The 18,834-nt window shown below is 75.4% G+C and carries 12 protein-coding genes; 5 read left to right on the forward strand and 7 right to left on the reverse strand.

Translation table 11 applies throughout. The features are described from left to right. Nucleotides 1-5,437: non-ribosomal peptide synthetase (locus tag E1298_RS28165; protein ID WP_165975700.1), on the reverse strand; the 5,437-nt coding region annotated here is incomplete at its 3' end. Between the two features lie 124 nt (nucleotides 5,438-5,561). Between E1298_RS28165 and E1298_RS28170 the strand changes: the two genes are divergently transcribed. Further along, on the forward strand, nucleotides 5,562-6,872 hold the full coding sequence (locus E1298_RS28170) for a salicylate synthase (protein ID WP_243725859.1): 1,311 nt from the start codon (nucleotides 5,562-5,564) through the stop codon (nucleotides 6,870-6,872). On the opposite strand, the gene E1298_RS28175 is transcribed toward E1298_RS28170, so the two are convergent. Further along, a complete protein-coding gene (locus tag E1298_RS28175; RefSeq protein ID WP_131898506.1) occupies nucleotides 6,851-8,476 on the reverse strand; it encodes a (2,3-dihydroxybenzoyl)adenylate synthase in 1,626 nt (541 codons plus the stop codon). The two genes, E1298_RS28170 and E1298_RS28175, sit on opposite strands and share 22 nt — an antisense overlap. 14 nt (nucleotides 8,477-8,490) lie before the next feature. Beyond that, nucleotides 8,491-8,898, reverse strand: a complete 408-nt coding sequence (gene panD, locus E1298_RS28180) for an aspartate 1-decarboxylase (RefSeq protein ID WP_131898508.1) — start codon at nucleotides 8,896-8,898, stop codon at nucleotides 8,491-8,493. 77 nt (nucleotides 8,899-8,975) lie between these two features. Between panD and entS the strand changes: the two genes are divergently transcribed. Beyond that, complete coding sequence (gene entS, locus E1298_RS28185) at nucleotides 8,976-10,238, forward strand: enterobactin transporter EntS (protein ID WP_131898510.1); 1,263 nt, start codon at nucleotides 8,976-8,978, stop codon at nucleotides 10,236-10,238. Nucleotides 10,239-10,262: 24 nt separating this feature from the next. Here the strand turns inward: entS and E1298_RS28190 are convergent, their stop codons facing one another. From E1298_RS28190 to E1298_RS28205, 4 genes are read right to left on the reverse strand one after another with little or no spacing between them, the layout of a single operon-like run. Beyond that, nucleotides 10,263-13,661, reverse strand: coding sequence for a non-ribosomal peptide synthetase (locus E1298_RS28190; RefSeq protein WP_131898512.1), 3,399 nt, complete (start codon nucleotides 13,659-13,661; stop codon nucleotides 10,263-10,265). 32 nt (nucleotides 13,662-13,693) lie between these two features. Then, complete coding sequence (locus tag E1298_RS28195) at nucleotides 13,694-14,503, reverse strand: ABC transporter ATP-binding protein (protein WP_131898514.1); 810 nt, start codon at nucleotides 14,501-14,503, stop codon at nucleotides 13,694-13,696. Beyond that, the gene (locus E1298_RS28200; protein WP_341770654.1) at nucleotides 14,500-15,609 is read right to left on the reverse strand and encodes a FecCD family ABC transporter permease; all 1,110 of its coding nucleotides are present in this window, start codon (nucleotides 15,607-15,609) and stop codon (nucleotides 14,500-14,502) included. Before E1298_RS28200 ends, E1298_RS28195 begins: the two co-directional genes overlap by 4 nt. Next, nucleotides 15,606-16,655, reverse strand: coding sequence for a FecCD family ABC transporter permease (locus E1298_RS28205; protein WP_243725860.1), 1,050 nt, complete (start codon nucleotides 16,653-16,655; stop codon nucleotides 15,606-15,608). The genes E1298_RS28200 and E1298_RS28205 overlap by 4 nt, the downstream gene beginning before the upstream one ends. A gap of 189 nt (nucleotides 16,656-16,844) precedes the next feature. Here E1298_RS28205 and E1298_RS28210 point away from each other — a divergent pair, with 189 nt between their 5' ends. From E1298_RS28210 to E1298_RS28220, 3 genes are all read left to right on the forward strand, one after another. Continuing rightward, nucleotides 16,845-17,663 (forward strand): SAM-dependent methyltransferase, encoded by an 819-nt coding sequence (locus tag E1298_RS28210; RefSeq protein ID WP_243725861.1) that lies wholly within the window; start codon nucleotides 16,845-16,847, stop codon nucleotides 17,661-17,663. Between the two features lie 156 nt (nucleotides 17,664-17,819). After that, a complete protein-coding gene (locus E1298_RS28215) occupies nucleotides 17,820-18,500 on the forward strand; it encodes a TetR/AcrR family transcriptional regulator (protein ID WP_131898518.1) in 681 nt (226 codons plus the stop codon). After that, nucleotides 18,493-18,834 (forward strand): ATP-binding cassette domain-containing protein (locus tag E1298_RS28220; RefSeq protein ID WP_131898520.1); only part of this gene is annotated, 342 nt, incomplete at its 3' end. The genes E1298_RS28215 and E1298_RS28220, both read left to right, overlap by 8 nt.

An 18,834-nucleotide genomic window follows, 5' to 3' on the forward strand; every position in this document is an offset into this window, starting at 1 on the left:
GTATAAGAGACAGCCCGGCGGACCTCCCGGCCTCGGCGACCAGGCTGTCCCCCGCCGCCTCCGAGCAGCCGTAGAGGTTGACCAGACGCGCCGGGACGCGTTCGGCGAGCGCGGCGGGCAGCGCCTCGCCGCTGCTGATCCAGGTGGTCACGGACGAGGGGAGCCCGTTGTCGGCCAGCGCGGCCAGCAGGCTCGGGACGAGCGTGACCAGGCCCGCGCCGTGCCGTCCGATGAACTCGGCGAGCGCGACCGCGTCGGTGGCGGTGGCGTCGTCCGCGATGGCGACGGTGTCCCCGGCGGCCAGGCCGCCGAGCAGCTCGGTGGTGCCGTCGATGAAGGCGGGCGAGCTCTTGGCGACCCGCACGCCGGGCGGCGCGAGGTCCGCGCCCCAGGCGAGGCGGTTGGCCAGGGCGCGCTGCGTCCCCGCCACCGCCTTGGGCGTCCCGGTCGAGCCCGACGTGAAGATCACGTAGGCGGGGTGGTCCGGGTGGAGGGCGGGGCGTACGCGGCGCGGCGCGGCCGCGGGCGGCTCGTCGCGGCCGAGGACGAGCAGCGGGCGGACGGCGTCCAGCATCGCCTCCACGCGGGCGGGCGGATACGCCAGGTCGATCGGGAGGTAGGCGGCGCCGGTCTTGAGCACGGCGAGCAGCGCGACGGCGAACGCGTCCGAGCGCGGGAGGGCGAGGGCGACGACCCGCTCCGGGCCCGCCCCGGCGACGGCGAGCCGGTCGGCGAGGTCCTCCGCGCGGCGGTCCAGCTCCGCGTAGGTCAGGGCGGTGTCCCCGAACACCAGGGCGGTCTTGTCCGGCGTGCGGGCGGCCTGCGCCTCGATCAGCGCGGCGGCCGTCCGGACGGGGAACTCGCGCGCGGTGTCCGGGTGCGCCACGGGGGCGCCCAGCGTGGACAGCCTGCGGCCGGGGTCGGCGGTGACCTGGGCGAGCAGCTCGTCCAAGCCGTCCAGCAGGCCCTCGACGGTCGCCGCGTCGAACAGGTCGGCGGCGAACGCGGCGAAGCCCTCCACCTCGTCGTCGCCCTCGGCGAAGTACAGGTCCAGGTCGGACTTGACGCCGCCGGTCTCGGGCAGGAACGGCTCGGCGCGCACGCCCGGCAGCGCGAGCCGCACATCGTCCAGCCGCTGGTGGACGATCATCACCTGGAACAGCGGGCCGCGGGCCAGCGACCGCTCGGGCGCCAGCCGCTCCACCACCCGCTCGAACGGGACGTCGGCGTGGGAGAACGCGGCGAGGTCGGTGCCGCGCACCCGGTCGAGCAGCTCGGCGAACGTGGGGTCGCCCGACAGGTCGGTGCGCAGGACCAGCGGGTTGACGAACACGCCGACCAGGTCGGCGAGGTCCTCGTCGGTACGTCCGGCGATGGGCGAGCCCAGCGCGACGTCGTCGCCCGCGCCCGACCGCTGGAGCAGCGCGGCGACCGCGGCGTGCAGGACCATGAACACGCTGGTGCCGGTCGCGCGGGCCAGCCGGCGCGCCCCGGCGGCGGGGAGCCGGAACGGCACCAGGCCGCCCCGGTGGCTCGCCTCGGCCGGTCGCGGCCGGTCCAGCGGGAGGACGGTCTCCTCCGGCAGGCCGGCGAGCGCCCGTTCCCAGAAGCCGATCCGGTCGCCGGTACCGGGTGCCGCCTCGCGCTGCCAGGCGGCGTAGTCGGCGTACTGGACGGGCAGCGGGTCCCAGCCGGGCTCCGCTCCGCCCAGCCGCGCCCGGTAGGCGCGTGCCAGGTCGGCGAGCAGGGGCGTGAACGACCATTCGTCGGCGGCGGCGTGGTGCAGGAGGAGGATCAGCGACCACGTCTCGTCCCCGGTCCGGACGAGGGTGGCCCGGATGGGGAGGTCCGCGCCGAGGTCGAACAGGTGGGACGCGGCGTCCCGCTCGATCGCGGCGTGCCGCTCCGGGGTCTCGGCGCGGGCGTCGAGGACGGTGAAGGGCACGGGCGCGTCCGGTTCCAGGATCCGCTGGACGGGCAGGCCGTCGGGCCCCTCGACCAGCAGGGTGCGGAGCGCCTCGTGCCGGGCGACGACGTCGGCGAGCGCGGCGCGCAGGGCGTCCGCGTCCACGGGCCCGGTGAGCCGGAGGCCGAGCGGCAGCGCGTAGGAGGCGGACGGGCCGCGCAGGCGCTCCTCCAGCCACAGCCCCCGCTGCGCCGCCGACGCCGGGACGGTCTCGGGCCGGACGACGTCGCGGACGCGCGGGCCGCTCGCCGCGGCGAGCCTCGGCGCGAGCGCCGCGACCGTGGGCGCCTCGAAGACGTCGGCGATGGACAGCGCCCCGCCGAGCACGGCCCGCGCCTTGGCGGCGACGCGGGCCGCGAGCAGCGAGTGCCCGCCGAGCGCGAAGAAGTCGTCGTCGACGCCGACCCGGTCGAGCCCGAGCAGCTCGGCGAAGATCGCGCACAGGGCCGTCTCGCGGGCGTCGCGCGGCGCCCGCCCGGAGATCTCGGCCTCGGGCGCGGGGAGCGCGGCGCGGTCGAGCTTGCCGTTCACGGTCCGCGGCAGCGCCTCCAGGGCGATGAGCGCGGACGGCACCATGTACTCGGGCAGCGCCCTGGCGAGCCCGTCGCGCAGGGCGGCCTCGGTGGCCTCCCCCGCGCCGTCCGATGGGGCGCCCGAGGGGACGTAGTAGGCGGCCAGCCGGGGCTCGCCGGGGCGGTCCTCGCGGACGACGACCGCCGCCTGCGCGACGCCCGGCAGGGCGGCCAGGACGGCCTGCGTCTCCGCCGGCTCGATCCGGAAGCCGCGGATCTTCACCTGGTCGTCGGTGCGGCCGAGGTACTCGATGGAGCCGTCGCGGCCCCGCCGGGCGAGGTCGCCGGTCCGGTACATGCGGGTTCCGGGCGGGCCGAACGGGTCGGCCACGAACCGCTCCGCCGTCAGGCCGGGCCGCCCGGTGTACCCGCGCGCGAGCTGCGCGCCCGCCAGGTACAGCTCGCCGGGGACGCCGGGCGGGACGGGACGCAGCGCGGCGTCGAGCACGTGGGCGCGCGTGTTCCAGAACGGGCGGCCGATGCCGGAGGACGGCAGGTCGGCGGACGTCGCCCAGATCGTCGCCTCGGTCGGCCCGTACAGGTTGGTCGCGAGCGCGGCGGACGCCTCCAGGGTCTCCGCGAGCGCGGCGGGCAGCGCCTCGCCGCCGACCAGGACCCGCAGCCCCTTCAGCGCCGCCGGGTCGAGTGTGCCGAGCAGCGACGGGGTGCCCTGCACGACGGTCGCGTCCTTGAGCGTCCCGGCGAGCGCGGCCGGGTCGCGGACCGTGTCGCGGGAGGCCAGCACGACCGCCGCCCCGCTGATCAGCGGCGCGTACAGCTCCAGCGCGGCGATGTCGAACGCGATGGTCGTCACCGCGACCAGCCGGTCGTCGCCGCCGAGGCCCAGCCGTGCGCGCGTGTCGAGCAGGAAGTTCGCGAGCGCGGCGTGCGGGACCGCCACGCCCTTGGGGCGGCCGGTCGAGCCGGAGGTGTAGATGACGTAGGCGAGGTCGTCCGCGCGGACGCGCCAGGAAGGTGGCCCCTGGCCGGTGTCGTAGACGGTGTCGTCGAGCAGCAGGACGTCCGTGCCCTCCGGGAGCAGGCCGGCGGTCTCCGGAGCGGCGACCGTGCAGAGCGGGCGCGCGTCGTCCAGCATGTAGGCGAGCCGGTCGGCGGGATGTTCCAGGTCCAGCGGCAGGTACGCGGCGCCCGATTTCAGCACGCCCAGCAGCGCCACCACCAGGTCGGGCGTGCGCGGGAGGGCGAGCGCGACGACGCGGTCCGGCGCGGCCCCGCGGGCGCGCAGCGCGGCGGCCAGCGCCGACGACCGGCGGTCCAGCTCCGCGTAGGTGAGGGTGCCCGTCTCGGCCTCGACGGCCGTCGCGTCCGGGGTGCGGGCGGCCTGCTCCCCGAACAGCGCGACGACGTCGGTGTCCGGGACGGCGCGGCCGGTGGCGTTGGCGTCGGCGATGACCGCGCGCTCGTCCGCGCCCATCATCTCCAGCGCGCCGATCGGCCGGTCGGGGTCGGCCAGCGCGTCGCCGAGCAGCGTCTCCAGGTGGCCGAGCAGCGCGTCGACGCGCTCGTCGTCGAACAGCTCCCGCCGGAACGTCGCCTCGACCGTCATGCCCTGTGCCCGGACGAACGCCTCCAGCGACAGGTCGAAGTGCGTGGTCCCGTTGTGGATGTGCGTCCAGCTCGACGTGACGCCGGGCAGGTCCAGCTCGCCGATCTCCTGGGCGAGGAACAGCAGCATCGTGTCGAAGAACGCCGACCGTCCACGCGCGCGCGCCGGACGAAGCTCCTGGACGATGCGGTCGTACGGCAGCGCCTGGTGCGCGAACCCCTCCGCGCACGTCCGTCCGACGCGGTGCAGGGCCTCGCGGAACGTCGGCGCGCCGGACAGGTCCGTCCGCAGCACCAGCGTGTTGCCGAAGTTGCCGACGAGCCGCTCGACCTCGGCGTGCTCGCGGTTCATCACCGCCGACCCGATCGCCACGTCGTCCGCGCCCGTGTAGCGGTGCAGCAGGACGGCGTAGGCGGCGAGCATCACCATGTACGGGGTGAGGTTCTCCTGGGCGGCGAGCCGCCGCATCCCCTCGGTCACCGCGGCGTCGAACAGGCGCGCCCGCCGTCCGCCCCGCTCGGAGACGGCGGCGCCGCGCGGGCGGTCGGCGGGCAGGTCGAGCGGCGCGGGCGGCGGGTCCAGGCGGCCGCGCCAGTAGGCCAGGTCGTCCTCGCGGACGGGCTGCTTCTGCTCCCACTCGGCGAAGTCGGCGTACTGGACGTCGAGCGCGGGCAGCCCGTCGGGCTCTCCCGTCACGGCCGCCCGGTAGAGCGCGGACAGGTCGCGCGACAGCGATCCCCAGGTTATGCCGTCCCACGCGATGTGGTGCACGACGAGGACCAGCGCGTGCTCGCCTTCGCCGAGCCGGAGCAGCTCCAGCCGGATCGGCCGCTGCGTCCGCAGGTCGAACGGCTCGGCCGCGAGCCGGGCGGCCCGCGCCTCGGCGTCCGCGCATTCGACCGGCGGCAGGTCGAGCGCATCGTCGTCGGTGACCACCTGCACGACGTCACCGAGGCCGCCGGCACGGCCCGCGCCACCGGCCAGGCCGTCCGCGCCGTCCTGGCCGTCCGCGCCGTCGCCGGGACCCCTCCCGGCGCCGTCCGCGTACGTTGTGCGGAGGATGGCGTGGCGGCGGATGAGCCCACGCAGGGCCTCCCGCAACGCGCCGGTGTCCAGAGCACCCGACATGCGGATGAGGAGGCACACATTGTACGCGGGACTTTCCGGGAACGTCCGGTGGTGCAGCCACATGCTCTGCTGCGCGTAGGACAGGGGCGCCGGACCGCCGGCTCCGCGAGGGGCGGGCCGGGCGGTACCGGAACCGAGACCCGCCTCCGCCATCATCCGCCGCATGAGCTCGCGCCGCCGTGCCGCCGCCGTCTGATCCCGCACGATCAACTCTTCCGTTGTGGCTGCCACCATCGCCGGTTAGGTTAGCCTTGCCTACAAAAAACATACAAGGTTAGCCTTTCCTAAGTTTGCTCCGTTCCCATCCCGTGAAGGGGAGTTGGCTGCCTTGTCCCTCGGTCTGCACACTGATGAGAAGTTCACGGAGCTCGTGGTCGAATCCGCCTCGGATCCGCTGGAGCTCATGGCCCGGCTGGCCGGATCGGGGCTCTTCGACGACTACGTCGTCTACGAACGGCCGGACTCCTACACCTTCGCGGGCGGCGCGCTCGGCGAGGTGGTCCTGGACGCCGGCGCGCTGCGGGTCCGCTGGCCGGGCGCCCCGGAGACCTGCGGGCCGTGGGCCGGGCGGCCGGCGGACGCGCTGCGCTCGGCGTTCGCCGCCGCGCCGCTGCCCGCGTGGAACGCCTACGGCTGGATCGCGTTCGAGCTGGCCGCGCCCGCCCCGGCCGGACGGCTCGCGCACCTGGTCGTCCCGCGCACCGAGGTCGCGGCCGAGCACGGCCGGGCCCGCGTGACCGGCGTCGACCCCGCCGAGGTGGAGCAGGTCGCCAAGCTCCTCGCCAAGGCCGACGGCCCGGCGGCCGGGACCCCGTCCCCGGTCGACGTGCGCGTGGACGGCGAGCGGTACCGGACGCGGGTCGCGCAGGCGGTGTCGGAGATCCACGCCGGCCGCTACCAGAAGGTCATCGTCTCCCGGCGGCTCGACGTCCCGTTCCCGGTCGACGTCGTGTCCACCTACGTGCGCGGCCGCGCGGCCAACACCCCGGCGCGGTCCTTCCTGCTCGACCTCGGCGGCTTCCAGGCCACCGGCTTCAGCCCCGAGGTCCTCGCGAGCGTCGACGGCGGCGGCCGCGTCATGACCCAGCCGCTCGCGGGCACCCGCGCGTTCGGCCTCGGCCCCGGCGAGGACGCGCGGACGCGGCGCGAGCTGGAGACCGACCCGAAGGAGATCTTCGAGCACGCGGTGTCCGTCCGCACGTCGCAGGACGAGCTGCACGGGGTGTGCGCGCCCGGCACCGTCCAGATCACCGGGTTCATGTCCGTGAAGGAGCGCGGCAGCGTGCAGCACCTCGGCTCCACCGTCAGCGGCGTCCTCGCCCCGGACCGCTCGTCGTGGGACGCGCTGGACGCGCTGTTCCCCGGCGTCACCGCGTCGGGCATCCCGAAGGCCGAGGCGATCGAGGCCATCGGCCGCCTGGAGGAGACCCGCGGCCTGTACGCGGGCGCCGTCGTCGCCGCCTCGCACGACGGCGCGCTCGACTCCGCCCTGGTCCTGCGCGCCCTCTACAACGAGGACGGCCGCGCGTGGCTGCGCGCGGGCGCCGGGATCGTCAGCGGCTCCACCCCGGAGCGCGAGTACGAGGAGACCTGCGAGAAGCTCTCCAGCATCGCCCCCTACGTGGTCCCCCTCCCCTGATCGTCCGGTCGGCCTGCGGCGAGGCGGGCGGCCAGCTCCTTCTTGCTGATCTTGCCTACGGGGGTGCGCGGGAAGCGGTCGACGTGCTCGACGCGGTCGGGGAACTTGTAGGCGGCGACGCCGCGCCCGCGCAGGAAGTCCTTGATCTCGCGGAGTGCGGGGCCGCCGCCCGGGAGCGCGGCCTCCCGGACGATGAGGAACGCGCACGTCCGCTCGCCCATCATCGGGTCGGGCAGGCCCACCACGGCGGCGTCGTGGATCGCCGGGTGGGCGAGCAGGTGGTTCTCCAGCTCCTCGGCGGAGATCTTGTCGCCGCCCCGGTTGATCTGGTCCTTCTCGCGGCCCTCCACGACGAGGTGCCCGGACGGCAGCTCCCGGACCAGGTCGCCGGTCCGGTAGAAGCCGTCCGGGGTGAAGGAGCGCGCGTTGTGCTCGGGCGCGCGGTAGTAGCCGCGGAGCGTGTACGGGCCGCGCGTGAGCAGCTCCCCCACCTCGCCGGGCGGCACGCTCTTGCCGTCCTCGTCCACCACGCGGATCTCGTCGGCCGGTGACAGCGGGCGGCCCTGGGTCCGCTCGACCAGCTCGCGGGGGTCGTCCAGGCGCGTGTAGTTCAGCAGGCCCTCCGCCATCCCGAAGACCTGCTGCACCGCGCACCCGAGGACCGCCGGCACCTCGGCGGCGCGCGCGGCGGCGAACTTGGCGCCGCCGACCTGGAGCAGCGCGAGCGAGGACAGGTCCTCCTCCGACCAGGTCGCCGCGTCCAGCCACAGCATCGCGATCGGCGGCACGACCGCGCACACCGTCGCGCGCTCGCGCTCGATGAGCGGGAACGCCTCGTCCGGCGACCCGGACGGCGCCAGCACCACGGTCCCGCCGGTCGCGAAGACGCCGAGGATGCCGGGGCAGGCGAGCGCGAAGTTGTGGGCGGCCGGGAGCACCACGAGGTAGACGGTGTCGCGCGTGAAGCCGCACACCTCGGCGCTGGCCTGGAGGTTGTAGACGTAGTCGCGGTGCGTCCGAGGGATCAGCTTCGGCAGCCCCGTGGTTCCGCCGGACAGCAGGAAGACCCCCACGTCGGACGGGTCCGGACGGTCCGGGCGGCCCGGTTCCTCGCCTGTGTCGATGTCGAGGTCGGCGAGCGCGGTGAACTCCTGCGCGTCGCCGTCCACGACCACGTGCTCCACGGGCAGCGTCCGGGCCATCGAGCGGTAGTCGAAGCCCCCGTCGGTCTCGGCGGAGACGTAGGCGCGGGCCTCGGCCAGCTCGCACAGGTAGCGGACCTCGCTGTCGCGGTGCGCGGGCAGAGCGAGCACGGGCGCCGCGCCGATCCGCACGAGCGCGAGGAACGTCACGACGAACGCCGCGGTGTTGGGAAGCTGGACGACCACGCGGTCGCCGCGCCGGATGCCGAGCCGCAGGAACCCGGCGGCGGTGCGGTCGGCGCGCCGGTCCAGCTCGGCGTAGGTGAGCCGCTCGGCGCCGGCGACGAGCGCCGTCCGGCCGGGGTCGCCGCGCAGGACGTCGCCGAGGAGCCGGTCGCCCCAGTAGCCCTCCGCCTTGTAGCGCGCTTCGAGGTCGCTCGGCCAGGGGGTGAACCCGTCCATGCCCGCCTCCACGGTCATCGCCCGGCGAGCTGGGCCGGGGCGCCGGGGACCGGCTCGGACGGGTCGGAGCCGAGCGCGACGATCCGGTTGGCGCCGTCGACGTGGACGACCCGGGGCGCGTGGCGGCGCCGGTCCGCCTCGTCCAGCGCCGCGTAGGTGATGATGATCACCAGGTCGCCGGGCCGCACCTGGTGCGCCGCCGCGCCGTTGACCCCGATGACCCCGCTCCCCGCCTCGCCGGTGATGGCGTAGGTGACCAGCCGGGCGCCGTTGGCGATGTCGACGACGTGGACCTGCTCGCCCTCCACGATGTCGGCGGCCTCCATCAGGTCGGCGTCGATCGTCAGGGAGCCCACGTAGTGCAGGTCCGCCTGGGTCACGGTCGCTCGGTGGATCTTTCCGTTCATCAGCATGCGCTGCACCGGCTCGTCCTCTTCCTCAAGAGCAACTAAGGCTAGGCTTACCTTAGCCATTCGCCCATCCGAGGAGAACCCCGACGATGCTCCGCCGCCTGGCCATGGACATCGGCCCGCTGCGCACCAGCCGGCCGTTCCGCAACGTGTTCATCGCCCGGACGGTCTCCGTCTTCGGGATCGGCATGCTGATGGTGGCCGTCCCCGTCCAGGTCTACGACCTGACCGGCTCGACCGTCCACGTCGGCGCGGTGTCGGCCGCCGAGGGCCTCGCGCTCCTCGCGGGCTTCCTGTGGGGCGGCGTGCTGGCCGACCGGCACGACCGGCGGCGGCTCATGCTGCACGCGCGGACGGCCGCCGGCGCGGGCTTCGTGCTGCTGACGGTCAACGCCTTCCTGCCGTCCCCGTCGACGGCCGCGCTGTACGCGCTCGCGGCCTGGGACGGGCTCGCGACCGGCGTCAGCGTCACGGCCCTGCTCGCCGCGACTCCCGCGCTCGTCGGCCCGGACAAGCTCGTCGCCGCGGGCGCGCTCAACGCGCTGACCGTCCGGCTCGGCTCGATGCTCTCCCCCGCCCTCGGCGGCCTCGTCGTGTCGGCGTTCGGCGTCGGCTGGAACTACGCGGCCGCCGCCGCGGGCACCCTGGGCACGCTCGGCCTGCTGACGGCGCTGCCCCCGCTCGAACCCACCGGCGGGGACGAGGACGAGGCGGCGCGCAATCCGCTGAAGGCCATCGGGGCGGGCCTGCGGTTCGTCGCGTCCCACCGGGTCGTGGGCTCGCTCATGCTGCTGGGCCTGCTGTTCATGGTCGCGGGCGGCATCCCCGTCCTGATGCCCGCGTTCGCGGCGCGCAGCCTCGACGGCGGCCCGGCCACGGTCGGCCTCCTGTACGCCGCTCCCGCGTGCGGCGCCGTGCTCGCGTCCGTCACCAGCGGCTGGGCGGGCTCCGCGCGCGCCCCCGGCCGCGCTCTGCTCGTCGCGTCGGTCGCCGGTTTCGCCGCGCTCGCCTGCCTGGGCCTCGCCCGACATCCCGCGGTCGCCGTCGCGATCCTGCTGGTGTACGGGTTCGTCGCGTCCATCGAGGAGATCCTGCGGTACGGCCTCATCCAGTCGCACACCCCCGACTCCCACCTCGGCCGGGTGAACGCGCTCTGGGCGGCGCAGGAGACCGGCGGCGGCGCGGTGGGCGCGCTCGGCGCCGGAGCGCTCGGCCGCTACCTCGCGCCCGGCGCCGCCATCGTCGTCTACGGCACGGTGAGCGCCGCCCTGGCGCTCGCCTTGGCCATCACGCTCACCGGCCTGCGCACGGCGACCCTGTCCCCGGTCCCGGACCCCGACCCCGCCTCGTGACCCCGCCGCCGTCTTAGGGCATCCCTAGCGGGCGGTCAGGCGGGCCGAGACCTGGGACTCGTCCATCGCCTCCACCTCCAGCCAGATGGCGGCGACGGCGTCCAGGCGCCCGGGGGTCTCCTCCAGCTCGGTGAAGCGGCGGCAGGCGCGCGAGACCGTCCGCTCGGCGAACAGGACGCCGACCGGCAGGGCGGTGGTATCGAGCGCCTCCCGCAGCCGCGCGATCACGGTGGTCGCCAGGACGGAGTCGCCGCCGAGGGCGAAGAAGTCGGCGTCCGCGCCGACGCGCTCCTTCTCCAGCACCTCGGCGACGATCCGGGACAGCACCTTCTCCAGGGGCGTCTCCGGCTCGGCGAAGGCGGCGCCGGGGCCGCCCGCCTCGGCGGCGGCCAGCGCGGCGAGCGCCTTCCGGTCGACCTTGGCGTTGGCCGTGAGCGGCAGTTCCGCCAGCGGGATCAGCAGCTCCGGGACCATGTGCGGCGGGAGAAGGCCCCGGGCGTGGTCCAGGACCTCCTCGCGGTCCGGCGCGCCGCCTGGGACGGGGGTCGTCGCGGCGGTCAGGCGGCCGTCGGCCAGGAAGGCCACGGCGCGCTCCACGGCCGGGTGGTCCTGCAGCGCCGCCTCGACCTCGCCGAGCTCGATCCGGAAGCCGCGGACCTTGACCTGGTGGTCGCTGCGGCCCAGGAACTCCAGGGACCCGTCCGGGCGGTAGCGGGCGAGGTCGCCCGTCCGGTACCAGCGCATGCCGTCGTGGACGACGAACCGGTCGGCGGTGCGCCCGGGGTCGCCGGTGTAGCCGTCCGCGACGCCCGCGCCGCCGATCCACAGCTCGCCCGTCACCCAGTCGGGGCGGTCGCGGCCCAGCTCGTCCACGACCCGGCAGGCGACACCGGACAGGGGGACGCCGTACGGGACGGCGTGCCAGTCGGCCGGGACCTCTCCGGCGACCTCCTGCACGGTGGAGTGGATCGCGGTCTCGGTCGTCCCGCCGAGCGCCACGAAACGGGCGCCGGGCGCGCGCTCCTCCAGCAGGGCGGGCAGGTGGGTGCCGACCCAGTCGCCGCCGAGCAGCACCAGCCGCAGGCCCCCGGCCGGGCCGGAGCGCAGCAGCATCTCCAGGACGGACGGGACGCAGTTCAGTACGGTCACCGGCCAGCGCCGGGCCAGCTCGCCCCAGCGGGCGGCGTCACGGCGCTCGTCCTCCAGCGGGAGGACCACGGCGCCGCCCGCCGACCAGGGCGCGAACAGGTCGAAGACGGACAGGTCGAAGTCGAGCGCGGAGATCCCGAGCGTGACGTCCCGCGGGCTGAGCGAGAACCGCTCGACGAGGTCGCCGATGGTGGCCATGGCCGCGCCGTGCGACACCTCGACGCCCTTCGGCTCGCCCGTGGACCCGGACGTGAACAGCACGTACGCGACCTGGTCGGGACCGGCGGCGACGGGCCCGGCGAGCGGCTCGGCGTCGGGCACGGCGTCCGGAGTGAGCGACGCGGCCACGCCCGCGGTCGCGCGGATCCTGGCGCGGCGGGCCTCCGGCTGCTCGGCGCCGATCGGGACGTAGGCGGCCCCGGCGGCGAGGACGCCCAGGACGGCGGCGGCCTGGGCGGGGCCCTTGGGGAACTCCACCGACACCCGGTCGCCCGGCCGGACGCCGCCGGCGACGAGGCCCGCCGCGATGCGCAGCGAACGGCCGGCCAGCTCGCCGTACGTCAGGGTGCCGTCGTCGCCCCAGTGCAGCGCGGGAGCGGCGGGGGTTCGGCGAGCGTGGTCGAAGAAGCCCCCCGTGAGCGTCCGCCGGGGCGGCGCCGGGGTGGCGTTGAGACGCTGCCGCACGCGCAGCTGCTCCGGCGGCGCGCCGATGCCGAGCGGCGCGTCCCAGTCGGCGCCGGGCGCGCCCAGCCGGGTGATCGCGGAGGTGTAGGCGCCGAACATCGCCTCGGCGACGCCGTCCGGGAACGCGGGACGGCGCACGTCCCAGTTCAGCAGGAGCCCGCCGGACACCTCGGTCACCTGCGCGTCCAGCAGCACCTGCGGGCCCTGCGAGATGATCCACTCCGGCTCGCCGAACGATCCGCGGACCCGCTCGCCGAACAGCTCGCCGAGGTTGAGCGCGCTGGTGTAGACGACCGGGGCCAGGACCTGCTCGCCGCGCAGCCTGGACAGGTCGCGCAGCACCTCCAGGCCGGAGTAGTCGCTGTGCGCCCCGGCGGTGTGCAGCCGCTTCTGCAGCGCGCGGGCCCGTCCGACGAAGGTCAACTCGGTGCCGGTGTCGGCCTCCAGCATGATCGAGCCGGTGAAGTCGCCGACGACCGCGTCCACGTCCGGATGCACGGGCTCGCGGTGGAACAGCGGCAGGTTCAGCAGGAAGCGCGGCGTCGCCGACCAGGCGCCGATCACCTCGGCGAACACGGCGGCGAGCGCCATCGCCGGGGTGACGCCCTCGGCGTGGGCGCGGGCGATGAACCGCTCCCGGTCGTCCGGCGGCAGCCAGTGGTGCTTGCGCTCGACGCGGTCCCCCGGCTCGGCGACGACCGGCAGGTCGGGCGGGCCGGGCAGGTCGGCGAGGCGCTCGGCCCACCACCGCCGGTCCTTCTCGCGGGCCTCGGCGCGCGGGTCGTCGGCGAGGTAGCGGGCGTAGCCGTAGCGGATCGGCGCGAGGGTCTCGCCCTCGTACAGCGCGGCGAGGTCGGCCAGCATGACGCGGTAGCTCATCGCGTCGGCGGCGACCATGTCGACGTCCAGGTGGAGGCGGGCCGTCCCGGCGGGCAGCAGGCTGAGCCGCGCGTCGAAGACGCGGCCGTCGCCGATCGGAAGCCGCTGCTGCGACATCTCGGCGCGGATCCGCTCCAGCTCCGCGCCGGGGTCGGCCGCCTCCCGCAGGTCGTGGACGGTCACGGCGGGCCCGGGGCGCTCGGGCAGGACGCGCTGGGTCCCGTCGTCCAGGACGGCGACGCGCAGCATCGGGTGCCGCTCGGCCAGCGCGCGGACGGCGTCCTCGAACCGGGCGGGGTCGATCGCTCGGCCGTCCAGCTCGACGTACAGGTGCGCGGCGACCGAGCCGAGCGACTGGCCGGAGTCGCGGCCGATCCAGTAGGCGTGCTGCATGAGCGCGAGGGGGAACGGCTCGTCCGGCTCGATGCCCGCGTCGTCGGCAAGCTCAGCCGGCTCAGCCGGCTCGGTGGGTGCCGGGGCGCCGGAGGCGTCCACCTGGCCGCGCTCGGCGAGCAGGTCCCACCAGCCGGCGAGGGTGGGGCGCTCGGCGAGCTCGGCGAAGCGGACCTCGATCCCGCGGCGGCGGAGCCGGCCGGTCAGCTGCATGAGCCGGATCGAGTCCATTCCGAGCTCGATGAGGTTGTCGCCGGCCTCCGCCGGCTCTCCGAGCACGTCGGCCAGCGCGGCGCGCAGCTCTTCCCAGGTCAGCACGGAACCCCTTCCAAGAATTAGGTAAGGCTAACCTAATTGAGGCGTTTTTCCGCCGTCAACGCCCGCCGCCGGTCCACCGGGACGATCAGCGGGGTCCCGGTCTCCGGGTCGTCGATGACGCGGCACGGCAGGCCGAAGACCTCCTGCACGAGGTCGGCGGTGACGATCTCGCCGGGCGGACCCTGCGCGAGCACCTCGCCGCCGCGCATCGCGATGAGGTGCGTGGCGTACCGGCAGGCGTGGTTCAGGTCGTGCAGCACCGCGACGAGCGTGCGGCCCTCCTCGTGCAGCCGCGAGCACAGGTCGAGCACCTCGATCTGGTGCGCGATGTCCAGGTACGTCGTCGGCTCGTCCAGCAGCATGATCCCGGTCTGCTGGGCCAGGACGAGCGCCAGCCAGACCCGCTGGCGCTGCCCGCCGGACAGCTCGTCCACGACGCGGCCCGCCAGGTCGGCGACGCCCACGGCGTCCATCGCCTCGCCGACCGCGCGCTCGTCCTCGCGCGACCACTGGCGCAGCAGCCCCTGGTAGGGGTGGCGGCCGCGCGCCACGAGGTCGGCGACCGTGATGCCCTCCGGCGTGAGCGGCGACTGCGGCAGCAGCCCGAGCAGCCGCGCGAGCCGTTTCGGCGGCAGGTCGCCGATCGGCGCGCCGTCCAGCAGGACGGTCCCCTCGCGGGGGCGCAGCAGCCTCGCCAGGGCGCGCAGCAGGGTCGACTTCCCGCACGCGTTGGGCCCGACGATGACCGTGAACGAGGCGTCGGGGATCGCCACCCCGAGCCCCTCGGCGACCACGCGCCGCTCGTACGCCAGCGTGAGGCCCTCCGCGCGGAGCCTGCTCACGGCATCCCCTTCCGTCCCGTGGTCGACAGCAGCCAGGCCAGGTACGCCCCGCCCAGGACGCCGGTGACGACGCCCACGGGCAGCGCGACCGGCAGGTGCAGCGAGATGAGGTCGCCGCAGGCCAGCAGCGCCGCGCCGGTGAGCGCGGCGGGCAGCAGCTGCGCGCCGGCGCGCCGGGTCAGGCGCCGGGCGAGCTGCGGCGCGGCGAGCGCGACGAACGGGACGGGCCCGGTGGCCGCGGTCGCCGCCGCGACGAGGCCCACCCCGGCGACCATGAGCAGCGCCCGGGTCCGCTGGACGGGCACGCCGAGCGCCTGCGCCGCGTCGTCGCCCAGCTCGCCCATCCCGAGGCGCCCGCCGAGCGCGAGCGCGGCCGGGACGAGGACGGCCAGCGCGGCGGCCAGCGGGACGGCCTGCTCCCAGCCGCGCCCGTTCAGGCTCCCGGTCAGCCAGAACGCCGCCTCGTACGCCTCGCGCAGCTCGGCGCGGGTGATGAGGTAGGAGTTCAGCGCCTCCAGCATCGCCGCCGCGGCGACGCCGATCAGCACCAGCCGGACGCCGTGCACCCCGCCGCCGGGCCGGTAGGCCACCAGGTAGACCGCCAGCGCGGTCAGCACCGCGCCGCCCGCCGAGCCGGCCGCGACCGCGACGGCGCCGCCGCCGAACACCAGGATCTGCAGCAGCGCGCCGGTCGCCGCGCCGGTGGTGAAGCCGATGAGGTCGGGGCTGCCGAGCGGGTTGCGCGACATGCTCTGGAAGATCGCGCCGCTGAGCCCCAGGGCCAGCCCGGCGAGCAGCCCGGTGACGGCCCGCGGCAGCCGCAGGGTCCTGACGATGAACTCCGTCGCCTGGTCGCCCTGCCCGACGAGGGCCCGGAGCACGTCCGGGGGCGAGATGGGGAACTCCCCGGAGCCGACGACGAGGACGGCGGCGCCGAACGCGACGAGCGCGAGCACCGCGCACACCAGCGCGGTGCGCGGCTCCCACCGCACCGACAGCGCGCCCGCGCGCACCACCCTGGTTCCCATGCGCGCGCGGGGCGCCTCGCGGCGCGGCCCTTCCCCGTCCCTCGCCTCCAGCACGTCCAGGCGCCGCCCCTCGCTCACAGGTCGCGTGTCCTTCCCCGCCGCACCATCAGCATGAACAGGGGCGCCCCGAGGAACGCGGTGACGATGCCGGTCTCCAGCTCCCCCGGCGCGACGACGCGCCCGATGATGTCGGCGCCCAGCAGCAGGACGGGCGCGAGCAGCAGCGAGTAGGGCAGCACCCACCGCTGGTCCGGCCCGACGAGGGCCCGGACGATGAACGGGACGGCCAGGCCGAGGAACGTGATCGGCCCCGCCGCCGCGGTCGCGGACCCGCACAGCAGCACCACCGCGAGGGCGCCGAGCGCGCGGGCCTGGCCCGGCCGCGCGCCGAGCGCCCGTCCCGCGTCGTCGCCGAGGCCGAGGGCGTTCAGCGGACGGGCCAGCAGCAGCGCCAGGACCGTTCCGGCCGCGATGAACGGCAGCACCCGGAAGAAGACGCCCAGGTCCCGCCCGCCGAGGGTGCCGACCTGCCAGAACCGGAAGCCGTTGAAGCTGCGCGGGTTGAGCAGCATCAGGCCCGCCGTCAGCGCGGTGAACACGGCGTTGACCGCCGCGCCCGCGAGCACCAGCCGCGCCGGGGACGCCCCGCCCCGCCCTCGCGCGCCGATCAGGTAGACGAGCATCGCCGCGCCCGCGGCGCCGAGGAAGGCTGCCCACACGTAGACGAGCACCTCGTCCACGCGGAAGGCGCCGATGACGATGACGACGGCGAGCGAGGCGCCGCCGTTCACGCCGAGCAGCCCCGGCTCGGCGAGCGGGTTGCGGGTGAGCGCCTGCATCACCGCGCCGGCCAGCCCGAGCGCGACGCCCACCCCGAGGCCGAGCAGCGTCCGGGGCAGCCGCAGCTCCTGGACGATCAGCGCGTCCTTCGACCCGTCCGGGGAGAACACGCCGGCGGCCACCCGTCCGAGCGGGATGTGCTCGGCTCCGACGGCGAAGCTCGCGGCGACCGCCAGCAGCAGCGCGCCCGCGAGGGCGGCGAGCCCGGCCCAGCGCCCGGCGCGGTGCGGCGCGGCCGTCCGGACCGGGGCGTCGAGGGGGGTTCTCCGCGCAGAGGACAGCACCAGATGAGGCTAGCCTAAGCTAACTGACCAGGTGAAGTGCGGTCGGTGCGGCCCGGGGGTTTCGGCAAGTCGTTTATGCCCCTTGGCGCCCCCGCCGGGACGGGCCGCGCGTGCGGCGGCGGAGGGTCGGCGTCTAGGTTCGTGGCGGGAGGGCAGACCCTCACGCCACGTCCCGGAAGGAAGGATCCCGTGACCGACCACGCGCCGCTTCCCCCGCCGCTGGGCCCGGAGATCGACACGACCGTCCCGCACTCGGCCCGGATCTGGAACTACTGGCTGGGCGGCAAGGACAACTACCCGGTGGACCGCGCGGCCGGGGACCTGTACCGCGAGCAGGCACCGGGCGTGGTCGACATGGCGCGAGCGTCGCGGATCTTCCTCAGCCGGGCCGTCCGGCACCTGGCCGGGGAGCGGGGCGTCCTGCAGTTCCTCGACGTCGGCACCGGCCTGCCGACCATGGACAACACGCACGAGGTCGCGCAGCGGGCCGCGCCCGGCGCCCGGATCGTCTACGTCGACAACGACCCCCTCGTCCTGACGCACGCCCGCGCGCTGCTGACCAGCACCCCCCAGGGCGCCACCGACTACATCGACGCCGACCTGCGCGACCCCGGCAGGATCCTGCGGGAGGCCGCGCGGACGCTGGACCTCGGGCGGCCGGTCGCGCTGATGCTGATGGGCGTCCTCGGCCACATCGCCGACTTCGAGGAGGCGCTGGCGCTCACGCGGCACCTTCTGGACGCCCTCGCGCCCGGGAGCCACCTCATCCACTACGACGGCACCTACGAGGTGCAGGGCGAGGCCCTCCAGCAGGCGCAGGAGGACTACGACGACACCGGCGCCGTCCCGTACGTCCTGCGCACGCCCGCCGAACTGGCGCGGCTGTACGAGGGGCTCGAACTCCTCGAACCCGGCCAGGTCTCGTGCCTGCGCTGGCGCCCGGAGGCCGATCTGTTCGGCGAGCCGGACGACGTGGACGTCTACGGGGCCGTGGCCCGAAAGCCCTGACACCCGCCTTCTCGCCGCCCTTCGCCGTCGCAGCACGGCGTATTTACGGAATCTTGATTCTCCCGCCCCTGGATCCCGTGTGCCCATCGGCCAATACAGGTGTATGGTATACAGCGGTATTGTTTACCGTACGCACATATTGGACGGTGAGGATCAATGGTGACGGCCGGCCGGGGCAGGGCCCCGGCCTCGGAGGATCTGACGGCGCGGGCCCGGATCAGGGACGCGGCGCTGCTGCGGTTCGCCGAGCACGGCATGAGGGGTGCGACGTACCGGGGCATCGCGGAGGCGGCCGGGGTCTCGGTCGGCCTCGTCCAGCACCACTTCGGCTCGAAGGAGGCGCTGCGGGCAGCCTGCGACGCCTACGTGCTCGACGTCGTGCGCCGCGTCAGCGTCCAGTCGACCAGCGGGGAGAGCCGCGACCCCGGCTTCCTGTCGGCGGCGATGCGGGCCGACCTACCGGTGCGGCGCTACCTCGCCCGCGCCCTGGTCGACGGCTCGCCCGCGGCGGCGCAGCTGTTCGACGACCTGGTCGAGATGACCGAGCGGTACCTCGCCGACCCGCCCCCGGGCGTTTCCCCGCCGACGACCCGGGACCTGCACGCCTACGCCGCCGCGACCGCGGCGATGAGCGCCGGCGTCGTCGTGCTGCACGAGCACCTGTCGCGGGCGCTCGGCACCGACACCCTCTCCATGGAGGGCTCGCCGCGGCTGCGGCGGGCGATCCTGGAGGTCTTCGACGACCGGCTGCTCAGCCGGGAGATCGTCGAGCGGGGCCACGCGGTACTGGACCAGTACGAGGCGGCCGCGGCCGCCGAGGGAGACCACGATGACTGATGCGATCCAGGTGTCCGGCCTGGTGAAGACCTTCGGCCGGACGCGCGCGCTCGACGGCCTGGACCTGACCGTGCGGACCGGGGAGGTACACGGCTTCCTCGGCCCCAACGGCGCCGGCAAATCCACCACCATCCGCATCCTGCTCGGCCTCATCCGCGCCGACACCGGCACCACCCGCCTCCTGAACGGCGACCCCTGGCACCACGCCACCACCCTGCACCGCCGCCTGGCCTACGTCCCCGGCGACGTCACCCTCTGGCCCAACCTCACCGGCGGCGAAGTCATCGACCTCCTCACCCGCCTACACGGCACCACCAACCGCCCCGACCCCCAC

Source organism: Actinomadura rubrisoli (assembly GCF_004349215.1).
Lineage (GTDB): Bacteria > Actinomycetota > Actinomycetes > Streptosporangiales > Streptosporangiaceae > Spirillospora > Spirillospora rubrisoli.

Coding starts and splice junctions, on each gene's coding strand:
- E1298_RS28175 (WP_131898506.1), bottom strand. CDS start 8,476: ATGGACGGGTTCACCCCCTGGCCGAGCGACCTCGAAGCGCGCTACAAG.
- entS (WP_131898510.1), top strand. CDS start 8,976: ATGCTCCGCCGCCTGGCCATGGACATCGGCCCGCTGCGCACCAGCCGG.
- E1298_RS28215 (WP_131898518.1), top strand. CDS start 17,820: ATGGTGACGGCCGGCCGGGGCAGGGCCCCGGCCTCGGAGGATCTGACG.